The organism is Candidatus Nomurabacteria bacterium, from assembly GCA_020632075.1.
Taxonomy (GTDB): Bacteria; Patescibacteriota; Minisyncoccia; order Phycocordibacterales; family UBA918; genus OLB19.
This window is the reverse complement of the sequence record JACKGH010000001.1, coordinates 960,963-979,755: the sequence shown is the minus strand read 5'-3', so window position 1 is coordinate 979,755 and position 18,793 is coordinate 960,963. Positions and strand designations below refer to the sequence as shown.

Genomic DNA, 18,793 nt, shown 5'->3' with positions numbered 1-18,793 from the left:
CTTACCGGTTACCGGCGATCGTCGTCATCGTCATCGCGATCCAGCAGCTGCTGGTCAACGATGTCGCCATCTTCGAGCAGCTGCTGGTCGTCGTGATCATGACCGATGCTACCCAGATCGAACGGCTCATCGTGGGTATGATGATCGTGACCTGCATGCAAGTCCTGCTCAGCATCACGACCGAAGTCCTGGATAGTGACACCGCCACTCGACGAACTGATGGTCCGTTGACCAGTCGCTGCCAGTTCGAACTTCTTGGCACGAAAGCCAGCAGTCAGCCAGAGCACGAGCACGATCTGTACATACACCGAGATATTTTCACGACTCGGCTCGAACCACCAGTCTGCAAGGATGGGCATGGATGGGGCGGCTACGAAAATCAGCATGCCGACCAAGCCACCGATCATTACGGTGGCAAAATGACCCCAATCGAGGCCATTGATCGCGATACCGACCATCCAGGCACCAAAACCAGTGAGACCGATGATGAGGATACCGACGACCGTCAACAAGAAGACGTCATACCACTCACCCTGAATGATCCCCTTACTCCAGGCGTAGATGATCAGCATGATAGCCACCGACATGGCAAACAGTGCGCCACGAATCGCTTTCATATGCTGCTCTCTGCGCACCTGATAGACTACGAACCAGATGGAGAGTCCGAGCACGACGCCCAGAATCCCCATCATGGTCATGATCTCTCCAGCATGAGCCGAGAAGATCGTCGACCAGTCGGCCGACTCATTCATCTGGTAAATGCTGATGAGAATCTCCTTGAACGCATGTGTGAGCGAGAAGCTCCACCGGTTCCAGATACCGAACGCAACCAGCGTACTGACGAAAAGCCAGAAGTACTTGTTGTTGATCCAGGGAGTTCTCACAAAGCGAGAAATCGCTCCCGGACCCTGGCGACGTGCCTGCGGCTGTGCTGCCGCTGCTTGCTGAGCTGTTGCCATGCTACCTCCTACGGTTTTTGAGCAACGTTAAAGAACCTGAAGTATTATTACATATTTTGTAAAAAAGTCAATGTTTCAGTCATCTATTCTGCTATCTTCATATCATTGATTTTACTCACTTTTGTGCTATAATATTTCCGGTTCTTTCACATCGTTCCTATAAGGAGGCTGCATGCGCAAAGCTATCGCTGCCCTCCTTGAGGGCATCGCAGCATGGGCAATCTCACTCCATGGCATTATCTGGGTCACGGTCTTCCTGACCGCAGTCGGTGTCGCCATGGCATTTTGGCACATTCTTTTCACCCCGGTATTTTTCACCTCGGTGAAAGCCTTTGCTACCAAGACCTTCCCACAGTGGATCAAGCTCACGATCAAGTCGAGCTTACCGCTCATACCACGAGCACTCGCCTCGAAGTATTTGCGAGCATTTCTGGCCTTTGTCATACTGAGCTATCTCAGTCGCGAAGAAAAGCGACAGATCTTGGCCAGCAAGGACAGAGCGATCAGAGCAGCACACAAGTACACGATCAGACGGCCGCAGCTTTGGTGGCGCCGGAAGTCACCGCGCACCCGCACGATTATCGTGTCGACACTGACCCTGGCGACACTTACCGTCTTGGCTATCAGTCCATACTTTTCAAAGACTGAAGCTGTCCTCTATGCGATATTTTTCTTCTGGCGCTCCATCGCAGGCGTTATCCTCTGGATCATTCAGCAATTTGCTCCGGCGTTTACGTCAGCAGCAATCACTGGCTTTGTCCACGATAGAGTCGCGCCCTTTTTGAGCAACCTTGTTCCAAACTGGGTCAAACACTCAAGGTGTATTCACTTCTTAGCCACCCATCATTTCGTCACAACCGAAAAGATCAAAGGTTGGCTCGACAAGAAGAGTCTTGTCGTTCGTACACACATTCGCGCCTGGCGCGATAAGCAGACCGCCGCAAAAGCAGCTAAAGCCCTCAAACAGGAAACTGTTGAAGAGACAGACTAACACCCGAGCAATGATGCTCGGGTGTCTTTTATTGATTTTTTCTATTTTTATGCTATAATATAAACATAGTTCTTCACAGTCTCTTTAGGAGGAATCATGTTGCGACTACTCGCTTCCCTCCTTGAGGGAATTATCGTCTGGCTCTTGCGGCCTCGCATCATTCTGTTGATCATCGTCTTTTTGATCATCGGTGGAGTGGCATGGATGCTCTATGACGTCCCCACCATCGGAGTGGCACTGAAGAAATTCGTGCTCAAAACACTACCTAAGTGGTGGCAGGCTGGTGTAAAGCTGGCGGTCAAATTCGCCCCGAAAGCTGCAGTAGCCATCTCAAACGCTGCCAAGAAAAAGTCGGTTAGGCTGCTCGCAGTCTACCTCGGCTTACACTTCCTCGCGAAGGAGTACAAGCTGCGGTTCCGTCATCGGAAACGACACGTCTTTGCACGAGCAAAGTACCACCTGATTGAACGTCCTGTTCTTTGGTGGAAAAGTCTCACCCTAACCGGAAAGATATTGGTGGCAGCAGGCATTGGTGCGATCATCATATCGATACCGAGCCTGCACTTCTTGGGCTTGCTGCTCATCCCCCTGGCAATTCTGAAGCAAATGCTGGTCGGCGCGTTCAGGTTCGTGGTGCCGAGGATCGGTGCCGGAGCGCTAGTCGACCGCATCGAGCGAGGCTTTGCCAATGTCCGCAATCGCTTCACCGCTCCTGAAGAGCGAGTCAAACGTAAATGGAAAAATCTGCGCGCGATGCTGCTGCGCCAGAGAAAGATTCACGCCAAAGCAGCAGAACTAAAACTGAACACCGCAAAAAATCTGGATGATCGTGTCCGACTCATGGAGATCCTTCATCAAAAAATAGATGAAGTGCTAGAGATCGAGATCATGATCACCCTCAAAGACTAACGCCCGAGCATGGACTGCTCGGGCGCTTTTTTATTGATTTTCTAGCAAAATGTGACATAATCATAATAGTTCTTCACAAACACTCTCGAGGAGAGAGACGCATGATACAGATACTACGCGAGCTCCTCCTGCGAGGAGTCACCTGGTTGTTTTTGCCGCGAACACTACTTGTATTGAGTGTCGTTGGCGCAGTCTCATTTGCAGTGCATCACTACTGGGACGTCTTTACGGCGCCAGCCTTCTTTCGTGCATTCGTGCTCGATACCCTACCTGAATGGGGTGCTGCACTCGCCCGAGTCGCACCTTCGCTCATGGCCAGAGCCTTTGCGATCCGGTGGCTACGCTGGCTGCTATTCATTCCTACGCGTTGGCTGCTCGACCCAGACGAAAAAGAAGCGATCAAGCACGGCAAGGAAGAGGCAACTGCAGCAGCGACGGCAGCATTTCGAAAGTACACTTTTGAACGCCCGGCTGCATGGTGGCGAGGCAAAACCGAACACCAGCAGATCATGTTCGTGGTCGGTGTACTCGCGACGATCCTGATCATCGCCAGCATACTCATCTTTGATGCGTTTGATGTGTACGATGCGATCGTTGCAGTGCTGGTCTTTGTGGCGGTGCCAGTCTTCCGAGCTGTGTGGCGACTCTTGTCGATGCTTGATGATATCGAACTCAAGCTGGTTTTCGGAAAGATCGCAGATTGGTTTAACAATCGAGCTCTACCCACGCTGTGGGAGCGAGTACCGATGCGTGTCAAACGCTTTCGAGCACTGCGACTCCCACAGACAGAATGGCATCTGTTCAAACGAGGTGTACACCGCCGAGCACTCGTACACCGAGAAAAGTGGCGGAGACCGATCGTTGCCTTTAAGGAGTGGTGGCGCAAGCGGCACACGACCATACCTCGCTGAAGAAGTTCCCTTTCTGCAACACAACGCAGACTAATGCCCGAGCTAAAAAGCTCGGGCATTTTATTGACTTTTTGTTAAAAAGTTGTATTATATTACAAGCAAAATTCTGTACTATCGCAACTTTTGGCTTTGCCAAGGAGACGAACATGACTCGACAAGAGCACATGAATAAGATTTTCACCACTTTGGGTGTTGCCTTAACGGTGGTATTCATTCTCGGCGTCCTGCTCATAGTGGCAGGTGTCGATAGGGATTCTCTGGCGAACCTACCGACAAACGCAGAGCTCGACGCAGCTCGTCGGGCTCGGCTCGTACAAGTGCTTGAGCAGGTACAACCTGGTATCGTGCTCGGACTCGAAAAGATCGACGGCACATCGCGCTGGATCACCATCACCCGCAACGATACAAAAGCGCAGGAGTTCCACGGCATGCAGTCTCGCAAAGATGAAGCCGGGGTTGAGGTGACCATCACCTACCAGGAACTAATCGATGATCCTGTCGAGCAGATCATCTTTTCCGAAACGCTCTACGAGCTCGGGCAAGGGATGATGATGACTATCAAACCTCACGCAAAGTGAGAGAGTTGAACATAGCCGGCGCTTGCGCGCCGGCTTTTTTATACAAAAAAACACCGCTAGGGAGTACCTAGCGGCGTTGTGCGTTGCGCACAGATGAAGACGCGAGCTTCGCCGTCTTCTGCATTGCGTCGACCGGTCTGACTGATCGACTTCTTGAGCCGCACCTGAAGCGGCACCAACGCACTGCTGACACCCATTTCCGGTATCAGGAACGTCGTCGCCTCCTTCAGATAGAAAAACCGACCGCCGCCTCCCTTTTGAACTTCGTCATCATGCGAATCGCCCGGGAATTGGTCGCCGGCGTCGATCACGTTTTTTTCGGGATTCCCCATGCTCATCTCCTTTTGTTGGTTGAGCGTTGCTGTGTATTGCTGGCATATCCAGCTTACTTCTAAAACTAATTTATACTAAATTTTTTGCATAAGTCAATAGTATTTCTGTATCTCCATAAACTTATGCCAAAGCATTGATTAATTAAGAAAACATAGTATTGTTTTGCCAGTTTGCTCTTTTGAGCACCTTACGCAACCACCAAAAGGAGAATCGTGTGTACACACTCACCAAGACCTTGGCCTGGGCTTTTCTGGCGATCGGACTCTACAGCATCGCTATGGTCGTTCTGATCGCTCTCGACACATACGCGGTCGACCCCCCGTTTCTGACGGGCAACTACTACGATATGCTCGGCGGCTGGCTGCCGCAAAGCATGGGAGTCGATCTGACCGACCAGCCGAGCGATATGCTCGTCTGGGTCGGCGTGAGTCTCCTTAGCTTTCTGATCACAGTCGTCGGAGCTCTCGCAACCGCACTTTTTCGGCGGCAAGTCGATCGATACGAGCTTGGCGAGCAAGTGATCGACCGGTACTTTTCCTTCGACGCAGCTCGTACCCTAAACGATCATCTGAAGCTGTTGAACGAGCAGCGGCCGAAGTTGCGTATGGAGAAAGACGGGGTCTACGCTGTACTGAGCGATCTGACCGATGTGCTCGAAGGATCTCGCACTTCGTTCCGGACACTCGGAAACGCTGAAGAAAATGTCGCCAAAGTCCGTGGACTGATCGCTGAAAGGTATCTCGCTTACACGGAAGAACTGGCACGTGTATGGCAGCTCGAAGTAGATGTGAGTGCTGCGGTAAAAGATGCAGAAGAACTCATCAGTCTGTCTACCCTATACCGCGATCTACGCGATAAGCTGAATGATCTGCAAGCAAAGCTCGATGAGCTGAGTGTGCTCGAGGAGAATGTGATAGAGACACTGCACCAAACAGGCGACCCGGCCACAGTTGTGGCACGCGTTGAAAAGGTGCAGCAGGATCTACAGTCCCTCGAAACAATGATCGAAACGCTTCGGCATCCGACTAATGGTGATCATATCGAAGACGTGATCACCGAGGCTCGTACTCAGCTTGAAGACAATGATCCGTCAGATCTGTCTGGATACTGGAAAGACCTCACCAAGGTTGATGATGAACTACAGCAAGCCTTCGCAGCTGTAGCAGAGATCGGCACCCTCGCACAAACGCGAATCAGGCTGACCGAACAAGCAGAATCTTAACCTTCACAACCCCGGCAATACTTGCCGGGGTTTTTGTATCATTGCGGAATGGATCAAAAAATGTTTTAAATACCTACGGACGATCAACACAACTATGGAGAATAGAATCGATGTCTGAAGACACGACCAAAGAGATCCCCAACCTGTTTGACCAGCTCGGCATGAGAGTGACAACGAGCCGTTACCTGTCGGCAGACGGTACGCCCGCTGTCGAGCGGATAACCCAAATTTCAGAGGCAAACAATCGGGAATTCGTCCCCGTTAAAAACGCGTTGCCGCCAGATCAGATCACCGAGACATCGACCGCAGGCATCACGCCAGAGATCCAGGATTGCTGCCGTGAAGCTGGCCTGATACCACTTCCGGCCATTCAGTACTGGCTCACGTGGGGCAACCAACCTCGCCTGAACCCCGGAGAAGAACAGTGGGATTATCCGACAGCCGAGGCACTGCTCGCCTACTTGCACACGACGCTGCGCTCGTACGAGAACGACCATGCTGGCACCGTGACTGACCGCCAGCAACCTGAAGACATCAACACCGTCACTTGCGACGACTACCGCGCATTCCTTGATGGCTGCGCTGAACGTGGCCGTGAGTCACTCATGCATGCCCTCGACCGGTTTGTCGGACAGCACCTTTCCTAGAGAACCTGTCAGGTTCTCACTCCCCCAGTTTGGGGGAGTTTTTGTATGTATAGAAAAGAAACGGCCGGCCCCTTCGGGGCCGGCCGTTTCTTTTCCAAAGCAATTATTTTGCTTCGTCTGCCTTCTGGAGTGGCATTCCTACATGACGTAGAAGCGCTTCTGCTTCTGGCTTGGTCTTGGCAGTGGTCACGATCGTGATCGACATACCAAAGACATCCTTAAGTTCTTCATCGTGAGTTTCAGGGAAGATCGTGTGTTCCTTGATACCCAGTGTGTAGTTACCCATTTCATCGATCGATGAGGTCTTGAGACCGCGGAAGTCACGAGTCTGTGGCAATGCGATGTGGATGAGCTTGTTGAGGAAGTCATTCATGCGTGCACCACGAAGGGTTACCTGGTAGCCGATCGTATCACCCTCGCGAAGCTTGAATGATGCGATTGACTGACGAGCTGCTCGAGGAGCGGCCTTCTGTCCAGTGATCTGTGCAAGACGGTCCTGGATAAGCGCGATCTTCTGCTTGTCGTCTACACGACCAGTTCCTACAGACACCACTACCTTTTCGATCGTTGGTGCCTGATGAACGTTTGCGTATCCGAATTCTCCCTTGAGAGAATCGAATACTGTCTTCAATTGAGTCTGTACTGTTTCCATACCCATTTTGGGAGCTGTCTGCCAGCGAATTTTAAGGTGAATTGCGTAGCAAGAGAAAATACCCTGGGGTACTTTCTCGCGGTGGCTGCGTCCTCGGTCATCGTACGAACTGTACGTTTCTCTCGTCCGCAGCCACCGCTTCGCGAAATTCACTCAGCATTCAGGCTCCAAAATTAAATGTTAATTTAAATTTTCTTTCCACTTGGTCGTGCAACACGAACCTTCTTTCGCTTCTCGCCTTCTCCTTCAAAGGTGTACCCAACACGTACGGTCTTGTCACCTTCCATGAGCGCAACGTTTGAAACGTGGATCGGCATGCTCTTTTCAACGATCTGTCCCTGTGAACGCATACGGCGGTTCTTCTGGTGACGCTTCACTTCGTGCACACCTTCAATGACTACCTGTTCGGTCTCCTTGATGGTCATCAGCACGGTTCCGGTCTTTCCTTTGTCCTTACCAGCGATTACTTTGACAGTATCTCCTTTTCGAATCTTCATAGGATTATCTTAGATTATTCGTTACACCACCTCTGGGGCAAGTGAGACGATCTTCTGATAACCTGCTTCGGCGAGCTCACGTGGGATTGGACCAAACACGCGGTTTGCCTTTGGTTCTTTCTTCTCCTTGTCGACAAGCACTACGGCGTTGTCATCGAAGCTTACATATGAACCATCCTTACGACGGAATGGCTTGCGCTGACGCACAATTACTCCGTACACGACATCCTTCTTCTTTACCTGCTTGCGTGGTTCTGCAGTCTGGACCGCAAGTACCACCATCTCGCCGAGTTCAGCATAGCGCTTCTTTGAACCGCCAAGTACCTTAAAGACTCGGCCCATCTTACCACCTGAGTTGTCGGTGATCTTCACGAGTGTCTGTGGCTGAATCATACTACTTGCTGGTTACGAGCTTAAAGCTTTTACGCTTTGAGATCGGCTTAACTTCTACAATTTCGACCTTGTCGCCTACCTTGGCGGTGTTCCCAGCGTCATGCACTAAGTACTTCTTCGTGCGACGCATGAACTTTTTGTACTTTGGGTGCTTCACGTATCGCTCTACTGCGACAGTACAGGTGTCAGTCATCTTAGATGCAACTACTGTACCGCGGAGCACACGACCGTTACTTTTTGTTTCGGTACTCATACGCTATTTAGTTTGTGGGTTACGTCGGCGAGCAGATAGCTCAGTGAGGGCGCGAGCGATCTCGAGCTTGTTGCCCTGGATCACACTAGCCTTGCGACTGAACTTATCCTTAAAACGTTCCTGACGCACGGTCTCTCGAGCAGACTGAACCAATTCGGTCAATTCTGCATCAGACTTTTTCTTGATGTCTTCCATCTTTGTCATAATCATTTTTGAATTAGACCCGATACAAGAGTGTCTTTACACTCTTGTATCTTCGCGACGCACGAACTTAGCTTGTAATGGGAGCTTCGCAGTTGCCTTACGGAAGGCTTCGCGAGCAATGTCTTCAGGTACACCCTCGATCTCGAAGAGAATTCGGCCTGGGCGTACTTCGAATACGAAGTGATCTGGATCACCCTTACCCTTACCCATCGGTACTTCAGCAGCCTTTTTGGTTACTGGACGATCTGGGAAGATACGGATCCATGACTTACCAGTCTTACCCATCGTACGAGAAATCACACGACGAGCAGCTTCGATCTGGTTTGATTTCACACGTGACGCAGTAGTAGCCTTGAGCCCGTATGAACCGTATGACACGGTGATACCACGGGTATCTGGTCGATTGAGCTTTTCTTCGTTCTTTCGACCGATCTGCCACTTGCGGTGCTTAACTTTCTTTGGGAATAACATACGCAGTGATTATCGATTACGATTCTGGCGTGCTTCCTGTGCTTCCTGACCTGCCTTACGATCTGCGAATACTTCTCCACGGTAGATCCATACCTTGATACCGATCACACCATATGGGAGATTTGCTTCAACTCGAGCGAAGTCAATGTCAGCGCGGAGTGTCTGCAGTGGAATACGTCCTTTCTTAAGCTCCTCCTTGCGCGCCATGTCAGCACCACCGAGTCGACCAGAAAGGATGATACGTACACCCTCAACGTCACGGTTAGCCATTACCTTTTCAACGGTCTGCTTCATCACACGACGGAATGTCATGCGCTTTTCAAGACCTTCAGCGATCATCTGGCCCACGATGCGAGCTGATGATTCTGGTGAACGGATCTCTTCGATATCGATCTTGAGTTCAGGCTTGTCGGTCATCTTCTGCTTGCGCAAGAACAGATCGATCTCCTTCTTCAGGTTTGAGATACCTTCACCGCTTCGTCCGATGATAAGACCAGGACGTGAAGTCTTGATAATAATACGAATATCTTTTTCGCTGCGTTCGATTTCAACCGCATCAACTGACATACCCTTGAGGCGTGTCTTGAGCATCTTGCGGAGCGCAGCATCAACGCGGAGGTATTCGCGGAACTTCTCCGGACTTGTTGTGAACCAACGACTCTTCCAGTCACGGTTTACACCAATGCGTTGAATATATGGATGTGCTACGTGTGTCATATCCTTATTTCTTTACGCCCAGCTCAACTGAGATGTGGCTGTTACGCTTGTTAATTCGTGATGCAGAACCACGAGCTCGTGGCATGAAGCGCTTGAAAGTAGGAGCCTTATTGACCTGTACAGCCTTGATAAAGAGCTCTTCTTCCTTTGCGCCATGCTGCTTGGCATTTGCAATCGCTGATGAGATCACCTTTGCAAATGGACCAGATGCTCGCTTGTCTACAAAACGGAGTGTGGTAAGTGCGTCAGTTGCTTTTTTACCGCGTACAAGATCTGCGAGAAGACGAACCTTGCGTGGAGACTGACGATAGTTTTTGAGAATTGCTTTCATATATCAGTCTTATTACGCAGCCTTAGCAGCCTTAGCAGCTGCAATTTCAGCTTCCTTCTTCTTCTGATCAAGTTCCTTCTGCATCTTACCTCCGTGGCGCCAGAACTTCTTCGTTGGTGAAAATTCACCGAACTTGTGGCCCACCATTTCTTCTGCAACCAGTACTTCAATGTGATCGCGGCCGTTGTGTACACCAAAGGTGAATCCTACCATTTCTGGAGAGATCACTGAGCCTCGAGCCCAAGTCTTGATGACACCGCCTTCTCCGGGCTTCTTCCCGGCGATCTTCTTGAGGAGACGTTCGTCTACGTACGGTCCCTTATATAATGATCGTGACATTAAGTGATGAAAGGAGCGTAGCGACTATTCAGAACTTAGTTCCGAATCGGCGGCTTTAGCCCGCCGCCGATTCCTGGAACCATAAATCCAAAAACCACCACGATCCAAATTAATGTAAAGCTGCACTACAGCAAAAAATGCTTGTGTAGCTTTGTTGTTAGTAAATACCGCTTGTAGCTAGTGCATTCGCACCGTCAGTGGCGGCTTGTGAGATTCCCGAGAATCCTGGTAACGGCCAGATTTCTCTTGTGGTCACCTACTTCGTTCGTATTTCATGCGTTTCCTGCCAGGGAAACGACTTGAGGTTGGAACGGCATGAGAATACCGGAAATACGCTGGAAAGTCAAACCATCTACACCGAATAACATTGACATGTAGTATATTATACGATATAAATTTTAAAGGCACGTAACTAAAGGGGTACGTCATGACCAATGACGAATTGATTAAACACCACCTCACCGGGAAGAATATCTGGCTTTGGGTGAACGCCCTGAGTGAACTTTTCTCGCTGGGGTTACTGGGCGGCGGTGCGGTCGCGCTACTCGCTCTATTCACTAAAAATGCTCTAGAGCCAAGCAATCTCATCGCGTGCGTCGTGATGATTAGCATCGGCCTCAGTCTACAACTCCTGGTCAAAAAGTCTAAGGGACAAATCGAAGAACATCGCAATGAGTTTGTGAGACTCAGTCGAGAGCTTGAGTCCTCAGGAAACTAACCAAAATCCGGAAACGCGTTCGCGCGCTTCCGGCTTTTTTAAATGAACAAACAAGCGCAGCGACTATTGTGAATTTATGTCAGAATTTAGCCCTTTCCTAGGCAAAATTCCTGGACCTTTTTTATAAATTAGTGCTACCCTACCCCATATGCCCCGATCCCGCGGACGAGAACACAGCACCCTTACCGAAACTGCGACATTTGTCGTGCGTGAGCTTGAGAAAATTCCTGGAATCAAAATGATCGCCCCCGGCGAGATCCGTACCAATGCGCGTGGCGCCAGCGGACGGTTTGTGACCTGTGTATACACAAACGCTGGCTTTGAACTCATTATTAGTGGACAGAGTGCGCAGAAAGTTGCCGTACATACGACAAAGCGATCAGAAGCCATCTTCGCGACACTCAAAGCCAGCAAGAAATTACGTGAGTTTACCTTTAAAGAGCGCGAACGAAAACCGGGGACTTAAGTGTTCACTTGAAATTTTCGTAACAGGAAGCTGGTGTACAGAGCTGTTATCACAAACGAACCAGCAATGTAAACCAAACTTGATACTGTAAAAAAGGCGAACACATTCATGGAACCAAGCGTGATCGGTAACACCATTAAAAAAGCAAGCTGCACACACAGAAAACCAAATGCAATGTACAGCCCAAAACCCTTCGGCAAAGCGTGGGTGTATAAGAGTTTTGTTTCTGCTGCCAGATAAAACGCAACGGTGAGTGAGAACAACCAAGCCAACAACTCAGCAAACATAGTTGCGTATCGAAGTGGTGCAGCGGTACTTACACCAGCCACATGTGTAAGCAGCCACGAAGCAAGCAGCGAAATAACAGACGTTACCAGTATGACACCAAACAGAAAAAGAAATGGAAGTAGCCGTTGCATGTATTTTTAGTGTAGCACGCAAATACTGTCAAAACAGGCCGGTCCCTTCGGGACCGGCCTGTTTTGACTACTCCTCCGTCAAGGTTTCCAAAAATGCCTTTGATCGCACCGAGATACCATAACCACTAAGCGCATTGGCTGACAATTCCGCAGCTTCCAATAAGTTGTCACTTTTTAGTGTGCGTGCCTTCTGTGAGAAATCTTCAAGCTCTGCTGCGACGATCTGATTTGACGCAGCCAATGCAATCAACGCTTCACCCGTCTCAATAAAATTACCCACAAACTCACGATGTGTACCAAACAGTTTCTGCAGTAACTTTTTCATGTGGCTGTATGGTAGCATGCATAAAAATAACCGGTGACCCTTCAAACCATACTGAAACTCTACAATTCAGCTACGATCCTTAGTAGATCACGTGCGCTTTGAGCAAACTGCAATTTATCCATTGCGTCTGAACCAAACAGATCATTAATGAAATTGAGCATACTAGGATCGTCTGCCATGAGTGCATGTAATAGTTCTTTCTGCACTTCCTTTTCATCTTTGAACCTTACTCCACCATCTCGCTCTACCACTTTTTTCAGCAACATTTGCAAGGCATCTCGCTCTAATTGATACCCGAACTCAATTGATCGCAACTGACCAACATCATCAACATATGCATAGTATGTTTCTTCCGAATAGAGAGGATCACCATATTCGTTTAGAGCATCTTCATGCTGCCACATTACTGCATTAGCATTCTTCCTATCGCGGTCAATCGTAGCATTACGCTGATTCCTAACCATCTCGATAGTAGTTGCCTCAACTAACGCCTCAGTTAACATGATTGGCAGTAAATAATTGTTGACATTGGCGTGTAACGATTCGTGTGTTGCTAGAGCATAAAAAACAATGTTTGCTGGCGTCTCTCTTATCCCAATACCTTTGAGACGAGGATTATAAATCGCCTTTTCATTTAAGACCCAATGTTCTTGTTTAATCACATGCACTGCACGTTCCGGAACAATAAATTCTGACAGGCCATATTCAGTCCTCAGTCGATTTATATCTTCATTCGTCTGCTTGAGCAGCGCCAACTCTTCTCCTGTCTTGTCTCGGTCTTTACCCTTTAGTTCCTCAAACTCCTGCTCTCCAAATCCATCATCTCCCCCCTCAGATCGCTCATCTATTTCTGTTTCAAAATTTTTACTTAGAATAACGTGTTCGATCACTGTTTCAAATTGATCGTCCAAATACTCATCAGTCATCTTAATCGACATCGTCCAGTCTTTAGCGGTGCCTCCAGTACGATGCGAAAAACGAAGTACCAAACTTTCTGTCACCTCACCATTATCTAGTTTGACTTCTGCATCATAATAAGAAACATCGTACAGATACCCGTGAGCGTCAATATATGATTGCGCCTGATCACATGCACGTTCATACCACATACGGGTCACGTCTAGACTTTCCTGACGCTCAATTTCCGCAGCCTTCTCTAGATTAGTATTATCTTGATCATACGATACTTCTCTACTCACTTCATCTGGTTCATCTCTTTCTAGCTCCGCATCTACATGTTTACCCTCCCCCGCCTGTACTTCCTGGAGATCATTCTGATCAAATTTTGCAGAAGTGTCTGGTCCACCTTCGATCCTTGGTGTCTGGCTATTATTCATTTCTTCCATAACTATACAGATATACTATCACGCATTAAAAACCGGCGGCCCGAAGGGCCGCCGGTTTTTTACCACTTAGAGCTCATCAAGTGCATCCTCGATCGCCTTGAGCGCATCGTCGACGAGATCCATTACTTCATCATAGTCCTCATCTTCCATTGCATCTTCTGCGTCATTGAGTGCATCCTTGGCGTCACCGAGGTAATCCCACGCGTCACCAACATCTTCATCATCGTCTTCCGCGTTGTACAGTTCATCTCGCGCATCCTTGTATTCTTTCCATGCATCGTCAAGCGCCTCTTCTGCATCACTCTCGTCTCCCTTTGAACCACCGATCGCATCAAGCGCTTCATCAATGAGATCCTCTGCCTCTTCAGCTTCGTCGATCGCATCTTCAAACTCTTCCTCATCGACAGCTATATCTGCTCGCTTTAACGCTCGTTTCGCATCATCGAGTAAGTCGAGTGAATCATCAACATCTTCTCCATCAGCATCTGCATCATCGATCTCTTCTTCAGCATCATCGTACATATCCCAGATGTCTTCAACATACTTTTCTGCATCTTTGTCGGAAACGAGATCGATCTCATCTTCTGCATCCTCAAGAAGCTCCTGCGCATCAAGTGCATCACTGATCGCTTGTCGATACACCTTGTCCTTAAACGCTTCCTGCGCATCATCAAGGAGATCAGCAGCTTCGTCGATCAAATCTTCTGCATCGCCAGTATCTTCATCTTTATCTTCGGCTTCTTCAAAGAGATCTACCACGTCGTCATAGAGATCTTCTACGTCGTCAAGCAGATCCTCGGCTTCAGTCGCATCAGATTCGCCACCAGCATCTTCAAAGGCACTTGTTGCGTCGTCAAGTGCACTATCAGCGTCTTCTTCGGCCGAAGAGTAGTCTTCATCAAAGTAACTTTCAAGCGAGTCAAAGAGCGTTTCGATCGCGTCGCGTACGTCTTCGTCAATGTCAGACGCTTCGTCTGGATCATCTTCTCGGAGATCATCAACTTCACCAAACGCGTCAAGGATCATCTCGACCGCATCCATGATGCGCTTCTCAGCTCCCTTCTGCGCTTCGCTTTTCGCGTAGGTTGAAGCTCCTGCCACTTGTGGAGTTGGCGTAGTCACCGTTGCTGGAACAGTTGGCTGTGGTGTAGCCGCGTCAAGCTGCGCCTGGAGGCCACTAACAATGCTCAGCAGGTGATCGACTTCACTTTCGTTTTGAGCTACCGGAGCGGCAGCACTAACCTCTTTGTACTTTGCTTGTGAGCCAGGTCCAAAGTTTCCATTTGCTCCTGCTACACCATTTGCCTGTTGCCAGGCTAGCACAGCCGCTTCGGTGAGACTTCCATACGAAGTCGTCTCGTTTCCTGGCGAGCCAACACCAGCCGCCGCGATCTTGTGATCAGTCGTATTCAAATACTTCTGAAGACAGAGCACATCCTCACCCTCATCACCAAGCGATAGTGTACGAGTGAAAGTACAGGTCGTTTGAGCATGCGACACAAACGGTACTAAGAAAGTAGCAATGACTGCCACACTGATAAAAACAAGAAGTGATCGAAAAGATACTGACGCGTTCATAAAAAACTAATTACTTTGTAGTTAGTACTATTGTATCAGATTATTCAGATACCACTCACTCCCCGCTTCAGATGATATTGACGGCAGCGTTTTGTGTATCGCACTCAATGTTTATAGTGGTTATCAACGGTGATTTGATTACGATTTAAACAACCTCTTGTTACTCTATATACCTCCCACTTACCAGATCGGTCCCACACCATGATCACCTTGTCGCATGAAATCACTTATTCGCATTCTTTTTCTGTTATTACTGTTTACCGTGTTCGGACTCGCAAAGGGACTAAATGGCGCCCTGACTGAATTTGTCGCCACACACAGCTGTACTGCAGTAGATTCAGTGCAATTCTCCCACTTACAGCCATATCATTTACCGCAAACACCACCTGAGCCTTGCTTAGTTGATCAGATAGAACACTTGGCAGCGAACGAGCACAAAACAGCCGCGGGCCCTATGGGCCCGCGGCTGTTTTGTATAGAATCTCTAACGACTACTTGTTACATCACAAGTTCTCAGAAAATATACTCCTTCGTCGTTATTTTCTGGACTCGCGATCCGTGAAAAGTGACTCAATGTCACTTTTCACCGCTCGTCGTACTCGCTTCGCTTCGTCCGACATAGCTCCGGCCGGGAAATAAGTACGCACCTGAAACAGTTCAGGTGCTAAAACTAAAAAACACCCTAGATGGGTGTTTTTTAGTTTTACTTATTTCCCCGCATCAAGCGACCTGGCTTGCGGCGAGAAACAATAAGCTTGTTTGAGTACTTCTTTGGTGAACGAGTCTTCTGACCCTTTCCGGTTGGACGACCCTGCTTGGTTCGCTGTCGGCGATGACCACGCGGTGAGCGTCCTTCACCACCTCCGTGTGGGTGGTCTACGGCGTTACGAGCCGCACCACGGTTCTTCGGACGAAGACCCATGTGACGTGCGCGTCCTGCCTTACCAATACTCACGAGACGGTATTCCTCGTTTGACACCTCACCGATTGAAGCCCATGCAGTGTTTAGCACCTTACGGATTTCAGTTGATGGCATCTTGAGGGTGGTGTGCTTGCTGTCCTGTGCAACGACTTCAATCGCGTTACCAGCAGAACGGCCAAGCTTTGCACCTGCTCCTGGGTTGATCTCCACGTTGTATACGAAGGTACCAACTGGGATAGCTGCAAGTGGCAAACGGTTACCTGTCTTGACCTTTGCCTTTTCTGAGACAATGATCTCATCACCTACCTCGAGGTTGCGAGGTGCAAGAATGTACCTGCGTTCACCGTCGGCGTAACATACGAGCGCAATGAAACCTGAACGGTTTGGATCGTACTCGATAGTCTCTACCTTAGCAGGAACATCCTTCTTGTTGTACTTGAAGTCGATCTCGCGGAAGGTTCGCTTGTTACCTGCCCCACGGTAGTGAGTAGTAATGCGACCAGCGCTGTTACGACCACCAGTACTTCGCTTACCCTTGGTGAGCGACTTGAGCGGATTGCTCTTGGTAGAAGAAAGCTTCTTCTTGTACTCGATCACCGAGCCGTCACGACGACCCGCTGATGTTGGTTTATATTTTTTCATAACTGAATGGTTAGAAAATAGTGGTGGCCTGGGCGGTGGCGAAGCCGCCGCCCCTACCTCCTTATCTTCCTAACTGGTAATTAGAGATTAGACAAGGTTGATCGTGTCACCCTTCTTGAGGTACACGTACGCCTTCTTTACTCCCTTTACATGCTTTGCGCGATTGCGGCTTCCCACCATGCGCTTGGCTGGCTTTTTGTTCACGATGTTTACCTTCATCGGCGTCACGTTGTAGAGGGCCTTCACTGCATCGCGTACATCAAACTTAGTTGCATCACGGCGAACCGTAAAAGTGTACACATTGTTGTCACCCATCATCACTGACTTCTCAGTGATGCGAGGACCAACGATCACAGTCGCGAGGTCTCGGTCAGTTGCAAGTGCTTTTGGAGCAGTTGCCTTTGGAGCCTCAACAGACGCCTCTTCCTTGGTTTCTTTTTTCTTTCCAAAGAGAGCCATACTACTTTGACTTAGTAGTTGGTGCGATACGTCCAGCGAGTACTTCGACTGCAGCTGGTGCATCTGCGACCACTACGTACTTGTAAGTGAGGAGGTCAACTGGGTTAACATCCTTTGCCTGGATGACTTCGATGTTGCCGAAGTTTCGGAAACTTTTTTCAGTTGCAAGATTGCGCTCCGCGAGCACTACCACTGCAGCGTTCTTGCGCTTTCGCGCCATTGCTTCGTTACCTGAACCAGTTGCAATTGCAGTGAATACTGCCTTTGCATCCTTGGTCTTTGGCTCATCCATCTTGAGTGAATCAACGAAGATCACTTCAGCATCAGCCAACTTCTTGGTGAGGACAGACGCAAGCGCCTTGGCCTTTACCTTCTTGTTGATCTTCACTGAATGATCCTTTTCGTTACGTGGTCCAAAAGTCACACCACCACCAGTCCAGATCGGAGATCGACGTGAACCGTGACGAGCACGACCGGTACCCTTCTGACGCCATGGCTTCTTACCACCACCGCGTACTTCAGAACGATCCTTTGTGTGTGCGTTGCCTTCGCGGGCATTTGCCTGCATACCAACAACTACTTCGTGTACGAGATCTGGATTCCAAGCAACCCCGAACACTGCTTCTGGAAGGGTCACCTTACCAGTTTCTTTTCCATCTTTAGAAAATACTTTTGCGTCCATATTCTATTTGTTACTTAGGCCCCGTAGACCTCTACTAATGTTCCCTTTCGACCTGGTACAGCACCTGACACCACGAGGGTATTTTCGGCTGCATTAACTTGAAGGACCTTAAGTCCCTTCACGGTAACAGTATCGCTACCCATGCGTCCGGCCATGCGTGTTCCCTTGAGAACGCGATTGTTACCGGTTGCTCCGATTGAACCTGGTTCACGCTCAGAATGCTTCTGACCGTGTGATCGGCGACCACCAGCAAAGCCATGACGCTTCACGACACCCTGGAATCCCTTACCCTTTGAGGTAGCAGAGACTGAGATGTCATCACCTGGTTCGAACACAGTCACATCGAGCGTTGCGCCCTTTTCGACACCGTCGATCGTCTCGCCGTACACTTCACGTGGACGAAACTCGACAGCACCAGCAACTGACGCGCCGAAGTGACCTTTTGTTGCTTTGTTGACACGGTGGTCCTTCTGCTCACCAAAGGCAAGCTGGACTGCAGCGTAGCCATCCTTTTCTTCAGTCTTCACCTGTGACACAGTCGCTGGTGTAACCTTGAGAACGGTTGCTGCACGACACACACCTTCTGCATCGAAGACTTGTGTCATACCGGTCTTAGTTCCTACAATAAATTTCATTATTTATATGTATGAGTGAATAAAGTAGCTTTAGACCCATACGACAAACCGCGCGAAATTTTTTGGCGCGAGCACAGCTCGCACTAAAAAATTTCGCGCGGTTTGTGCCCATTGGTCCGGAGCATGCTCCGTACATAGGTCTTAAAAAGCTGCGCACAGTATACTGATTTTTCACCTTTTGGCAAGCAAAACGG

27 protein-coding genes are annotated in these 18,793 nt (G+C 49.2%); 8 read left to right on the top strand and 19 right to left on the bottom strand.

Annotated elements, in window-relative coordinates:
* Positions 1-8 precede the first annotated feature (8 nt).
* Entirely contained in the window at positions 9-959 is a 951-nt protein-coding gene (locus H6786_04850; GenBank protein ID MCB9816697.1) for a hypothetical protein, read from the bottom strand.
* Between the two features lie 172 nt (positions 960-1,131).
* Between H6786_04850 and H6786_04845 the strand changes: the two genes are divergently transcribed.
* The 4 genes from H6786_04845 to H6786_04830 all read left to right on the top strand — a co-directional run bounded on the left by H6786_04845 (position 1,132) and on the right by H6786_04830 (position 4,348).
* Entirely contained in the window at positions 1,132-1,950 is an 819-nt protein-coding gene (locus H6786_04845; protein MCB9816696.1) for a hypothetical protein, read from the top strand.
* Between the two features lie 96 nt (positions 1,951-2,046).
* Entirely contained in the window at positions 2,047-2,859 is an 813-nt protein-coding gene (locus H6786_04840; protein ID MCB9816695.1) for a hypothetical protein, read from the top strand.
* A gap of 101 nt (positions 2,860-2,960) precedes the next feature.
* A complete protein-coding gene (locus H6786_04835; GenBank protein MCB9816694.1) occupies positions 2,961-3,770 on the top strand; it encodes a hypothetical protein in 810 nt (269 codons plus the stop codon).
* 164 nt (positions 3,771-3,934) lie between these two features.
* Positions 3,935-4,348, top strand: a complete 414-nt coding sequence (locus tag H6786_04830; protein MCB9816693.1) for a hypothetical protein — start codon at positions 3,935-3,937, stop codon at positions 4,346-4,348.
* Positions 4,349-4,404: 56 nt separating this feature from the next.
* Here H6786_04830 and H6786_04825 read toward each other — a convergent pair whose 3' ends face one another.
* Entirely contained in the window at positions 4,405-4,680 is a 276-nt protein-coding gene (locus H6786_04825; GenBank protein ID MCB9816692.1) for a hypothetical protein, read from the bottom strand.
* Between the two features lie 179 nt (positions 4,681-4,859).
* On the opposite strand from H6786_04825, the gene H6786_04820 reads away from it, so the two are divergent.
* Together H6786_04820 and H6786_04815 are read left to right on the top strand one after the other, a co-directional pair.
* Entirely contained in the window at positions 4,860-5,903 is a 1,044-nt protein-coding gene (locus H6786_04820) for a hypothetical protein (GenBank protein ID MCB9816691.1), read from the top strand.
* A gap of 41 nt (positions 5,904-5,944) precedes the next feature.
* Entirely contained in the window at positions 5,945-6,550 is a 606-nt protein-coding gene (locus H6786_04815) for a hypothetical protein (protein MCB9816690.1), read from the top strand.
* Between the two features lie 103 nt (positions 6,551-6,653).
* On the opposite strand, the gene rplE is transcribed toward H6786_04815, so the two are convergent.
* From rplE to rpsS, 9 genes are all read right to left on the bottom strand, one after another.
* Entirely contained in the window at positions 6,654-7,202 is a 549-nt protein-coding gene (rplE, locus tag H6786_04810; protein MCB9816689.1) for a 50S ribosomal protein L5, read from the bottom strand.
* A 185-nt stretch (positions 7,203-7,387) separates the two neighbouring features.
* Positions 7,388-7,699, bottom strand: coding sequence for a 50S ribosomal protein L24 (rplX, locus tag H6786_04805; protein ID MCB9816688.1), 312 nt, complete (start codon positions 7,697-7,699; stop codon positions 7,388-7,390).
* Positions 7,700-7,720: 21 nt separating this feature from the next.
* The gene (gene rplN / locus H6786_04800) at positions 7,721-8,092 is read right to left on the bottom strand and encodes a 50S ribosomal protein L14 (GenBank protein ID MCB9816687.1); all 372 of its coding nucleotides are present in this window, start codon (positions 8,090-8,092) and stop codon (positions 7,721-7,723) included.
* A gap of 1 nt (position 8,093) precedes the next feature.
* A complete protein-coding gene (gene rpsQ / locus H6786_04795) occupies positions 8,094-8,345 on the bottom strand; it encodes a 30S ribosomal protein S17 (protein MCB9816686.1) in 252 nt (83 codons plus the stop codon).
* Between the two features lie 3 nt (positions 8,346-8,348).
* Positions 8,349-8,549 carry a 50S ribosomal protein L29 gene (locus tag H6786_04790; protein ID MCB9816685.1) on the bottom strand — a complete coding sequence of 67 codons (201 nt, stop codon included), beginning with the start codon at positions 8,547-8,549 and terminating at the stop codon, positions 8,349-8,351.
* Between the two features lie 36 nt (positions 8,550-8,585).
* Entirely contained in the window at positions 8,586-9,020 is a 435-nt protein-coding gene (gene rplP / locus H6786_04785) for a 50S ribosomal protein L16 (protein MCB9816684.1), read from the bottom strand.
* Positions 9,021-9,029: 9 nt separating this feature from the next.
* Positions 9,030-9,737 (bottom strand): 30S ribosomal protein S3, encoded by a 708-nt coding sequence (gene rpsC / locus H6786_04780; GenBank protein ID MCB9816683.1) that lies wholly within the window; start codon positions 9,735-9,737, stop codon positions 9,030-9,032.
* 4 nt (positions 9,738-9,741) lie between these two features.
* On the bottom strand, positions 9,742-10,068 hold the full coding sequence (rplV, locus tag H6786_04775) for a 50S ribosomal protein L22 (protein MCB9816682.1): 327 nt from the start codon (positions 10,066-10,068) through the stop codon (positions 9,742-9,744).
* A 12-nt stretch (positions 10,069-10,080) separates the two neighbouring features.
* Positions 10,081-10,407 carry a 30S ribosomal protein S19 gene (rpsS, locus tag H6786_04770; GenBank protein ID MCB9816681.1) on the bottom strand — a complete coding sequence of 109 codons (327 nt, stop codon included), beginning with the start codon at positions 10,405-10,407 and terminating at the stop codon, positions 10,081-10,083.
* A 427-nt stretch (positions 10,408-10,834) separates the two neighbouring features.
* Between rpsS and H6786_04765 the strand changes: the two genes are divergently transcribed.
* Together H6786_04765 and H6786_04760 are read left to right on the top strand one after the other, a co-directional pair.
* A complete protein-coding gene (locus H6786_04765) occupies positions 10,835-11,125 on the top strand; it encodes a hypothetical protein (protein ID MCB9816680.1) in 291 nt (96 codons plus the stop codon).
* 148 nt (positions 11,126-11,273) lie between these two features.
* On the top strand, positions 11,274-11,591 hold the full coding sequence (locus H6786_04760; GenBank protein MCB9816679.1) for a hypothetical protein: 318 nt from the start codon (positions 11,274-11,276) through the stop codon (positions 11,589-11,591).
* Here H6786_04760 and H6786_04755 read toward each other — a convergent pair.
* From H6786_04755 to rplC, 8 genes are all read right to left on the bottom strand, one after another.
* A complete protein-coding gene (locus tag H6786_04755) occupies positions 11,588-12,010 on the bottom strand; it encodes a hypothetical protein (protein MCB9816678.1) in 423 nt (140 codons plus the stop codon). The genes H6786_04760 and H6786_04755 overlap by 4 nt on opposite strands.
* Before the next feature lie 67 nt (positions 12,011-12,077).
* Complete coding sequence (locus H6786_04750) at positions 12,078-12,335, bottom strand: hypothetical protein (GenBank protein MCB9816677.1); 258 nt, start codon at positions 12,333-12,335, stop codon at positions 12,078-12,080.
* 59 nt (positions 12,336-12,394) lie between these two features.
* Entirely contained in the window at positions 12,395-13,681 is a 1,287-nt protein-coding gene (locus tag H6786_04745; protein ID MCB9816676.1) for a hypothetical protein, read from the bottom strand.
* A 66-nt stretch (positions 13,682-13,747) separates the two neighbouring features.
* Positions 13,748-15,259, bottom strand: a complete 1,512-nt coding sequence (locus H6786_04740; protein MCB9816675.1) for a peptidoglycan-binding protein — start codon at positions 15,257-15,259, stop codon at positions 13,748-13,750.
* Positions 15,260-15,962: 703 nt separating this feature from the next.
* Positions 15,963-16,823: a 50S ribosomal protein L2 gene (gene rplB, locus H6786_04735; protein ID MCB9816674.1), complete on the bottom strand. Its 861-nt coding sequence runs from the start codon at positions 16,821-16,823 to the stop codon at positions 15,963-15,965.
* A gap of 87 nt (positions 16,824-16,910) precedes the next feature.
* Positions 16,911-17,282 (bottom strand): 50S ribosomal protein L23, encoded by a 372-nt coding sequence (locus tag H6786_04730; GenBank protein ID MCB9816673.1) that lies wholly within the window; start codon positions 17,280-17,282, stop codon positions 16,911-16,913.
* A 1-nt stretch (position 17,283) separates the two neighbouring features.
* Positions 17,284-17,964: a 50S ribosomal protein L4 gene (gene rplD, locus H6786_04725; GenBank protein ID MCB9816672.1), complete on the bottom strand. Its 681-nt coding sequence runs from the start codon at positions 17,962-17,964 to the stop codon at positions 17,284-17,286.
* A gap of 14 nt (positions 17,965-17,978) precedes the next feature.
* Entirely contained in the window at positions 17,979-18,599 is a 621-nt protein-coding gene (gene rplC, locus H6786_04720) for a 50S ribosomal protein L3 (GenBank protein ID MCB9816671.1), read from the bottom strand.
* Between the last annotated feature and the right edge of the window lie 194 nt (positions 18,600-18,793).

Coding starts and splice junctions, on each gene's coding strand:
- H6786_04745 (MCB9816676.1), bottom strand. CDS start 13,681: ATGGAAGAAATGAATAATAGCCAGACACCAAGGATCGAAGGTGGACCA.
- H6786_04740 (MCB9816675.1), bottom strand. CDS start 15,259: ATGAACGCGTCAGTATCTTTTCGATCACTTCTTGTTTTTATCAGTGTG.
- rplV (MCB9816682.1), bottom strand. CDS start 10,068: ATGAAAGCAATTCTCAAAAACTATCGTCAGTCTCCACGCAAGGTTCGT.
- rplN (MCB9816687.1), bottom strand. CDS start 8,092: ATGATTCAGCCACAGACACTCGTGAAGATCACCGACAACTCAGGTGGT.
- rplP (MCB9816684.1), bottom strand. CDS start 9,020: ATGTTATTCCCAAAGAAAGTTAAGCACCGCAAGTGGCAGATCGGTCGA.
- rpsQ (MCB9816686.1), bottom strand. CDS start 8,345: ATGAGTACCGAAACAAAAAGTAACGGTCGTGTGCTCCGCGGTACAGTA.
- rplX (MCB9816688.1), bottom strand. CDS start 7,699: ATGAAGATTCGAAAAGGAGATACTGTCAAAGTAATCGCTGGTAAGGAC.
- H6786_04845 (MCB9816696.1), top strand. CDS start 1,132: ATGCGCAAAGCTATCGCTGCCCTCCTTGAGGGCATCGCAGCATGGGCA.
- H6786_04750 (MCB9816677.1), bottom strand. CDS start 12,335: ATGAAAAAGTTACTGCAGAAACTGTTTGGTACACATCGTGAGTTTGTG.
- H6786_04840 (MCB9816695.1), top strand. CDS start 2,047: ATGTTGCGACTACTCGCTTCCCTCCTTGAGGGAATTATCGTCTGGCTC.
- H6786_04830 (MCB9816693.1), top strand. CDS start 3,935: ATGAATAAGATTTTCACCACTTTGGGTGTTGCCTTAACGGTGGTATTC.
- H6786_04760 (MCB9816679.1), top strand. CDS start 11,274: ATGCCCCGATCCCGCGGACGAGAACACAGCACCCTTACCGAAACTGCG.
- rplC (MCB9816671.1), bottom strand. CDS start 18,599: ATGAAATTTATTGTAGGAACTAAGACCGGTATGACACAAGTCTTCGAT.
- H6786_04835 (MCB9816694.1), top strand. CDS start 2,961: ATGATACAGATACTACGCGAGCTCCTCCTGCGAGGAGTCACCTGGTTG.
- rplB (MCB9816674.1), bottom strand. CDS start 16,823: ATGAAAAAATATAAACCAACATCAGCGGGTCGTCGTGACGGCTCGGTG.
- H6786_04790 (MCB9816685.1), bottom strand. CDS start 8,549: ATGACAAAGATGGAAGACATCAAGAAAAAGTCTGATGCAGAATTGACC.
- rpsS (MCB9816681.1), bottom strand. CDS start 10,407: ATGTCACGATCATTATATAAGGGACCGTACGTAGACGAACGTCTCCTC.
- H6786_04825 (MCB9816692.1), bottom strand. CDS start 4,680: ATGGGGAATCCCGAAAAAAACGTGATCGACGCCGGCGACCAATTCCCG.
- H6786_04765 (MCB9816680.1), top strand. CDS start 10,835: ATGACCAATGACGAATTGATTAAACACCACCTCACCGGGAAGAATATC.
- rplE (MCB9816689.1), bottom strand. CDS start 7,202: ATGGAAACAGTACAGACTCAATTGAAGACAGTATTCGATTCTCTCAAG.
- rpsC (MCB9816683.1), bottom strand. CDS start 9,737: ATGACACACGTAGCACATCCATATATTCAACGCATTGGTGTAAACCGT.
- H6786_04755 (MCB9816678.1), bottom strand. CDS start 12,010: ATGCAACGGCTACTTCCATTTCTTTTTCTGTTTGGTGTCATACTGGTA.
- H6786_04850 (MCB9816697.1), bottom strand. CDS start 959: ATGGCAACAGCTCAGCAAGCAGCGGCAGCACAGCCGCAGGCACGTCGC.
- rplD (MCB9816672.1), bottom strand. CDS start 17,964: ATGGACGCAAAAGTATTTTCTAAAGATGGAAAAGAAACTGGTAAGGTG.
- H6786_04730 (MCB9816673.1), bottom strand. CDS start 17,282: ATGGCTCTCTTTGGAAAGAAAAAAGAAACCAAGGAAGAGGCGTCTGTT.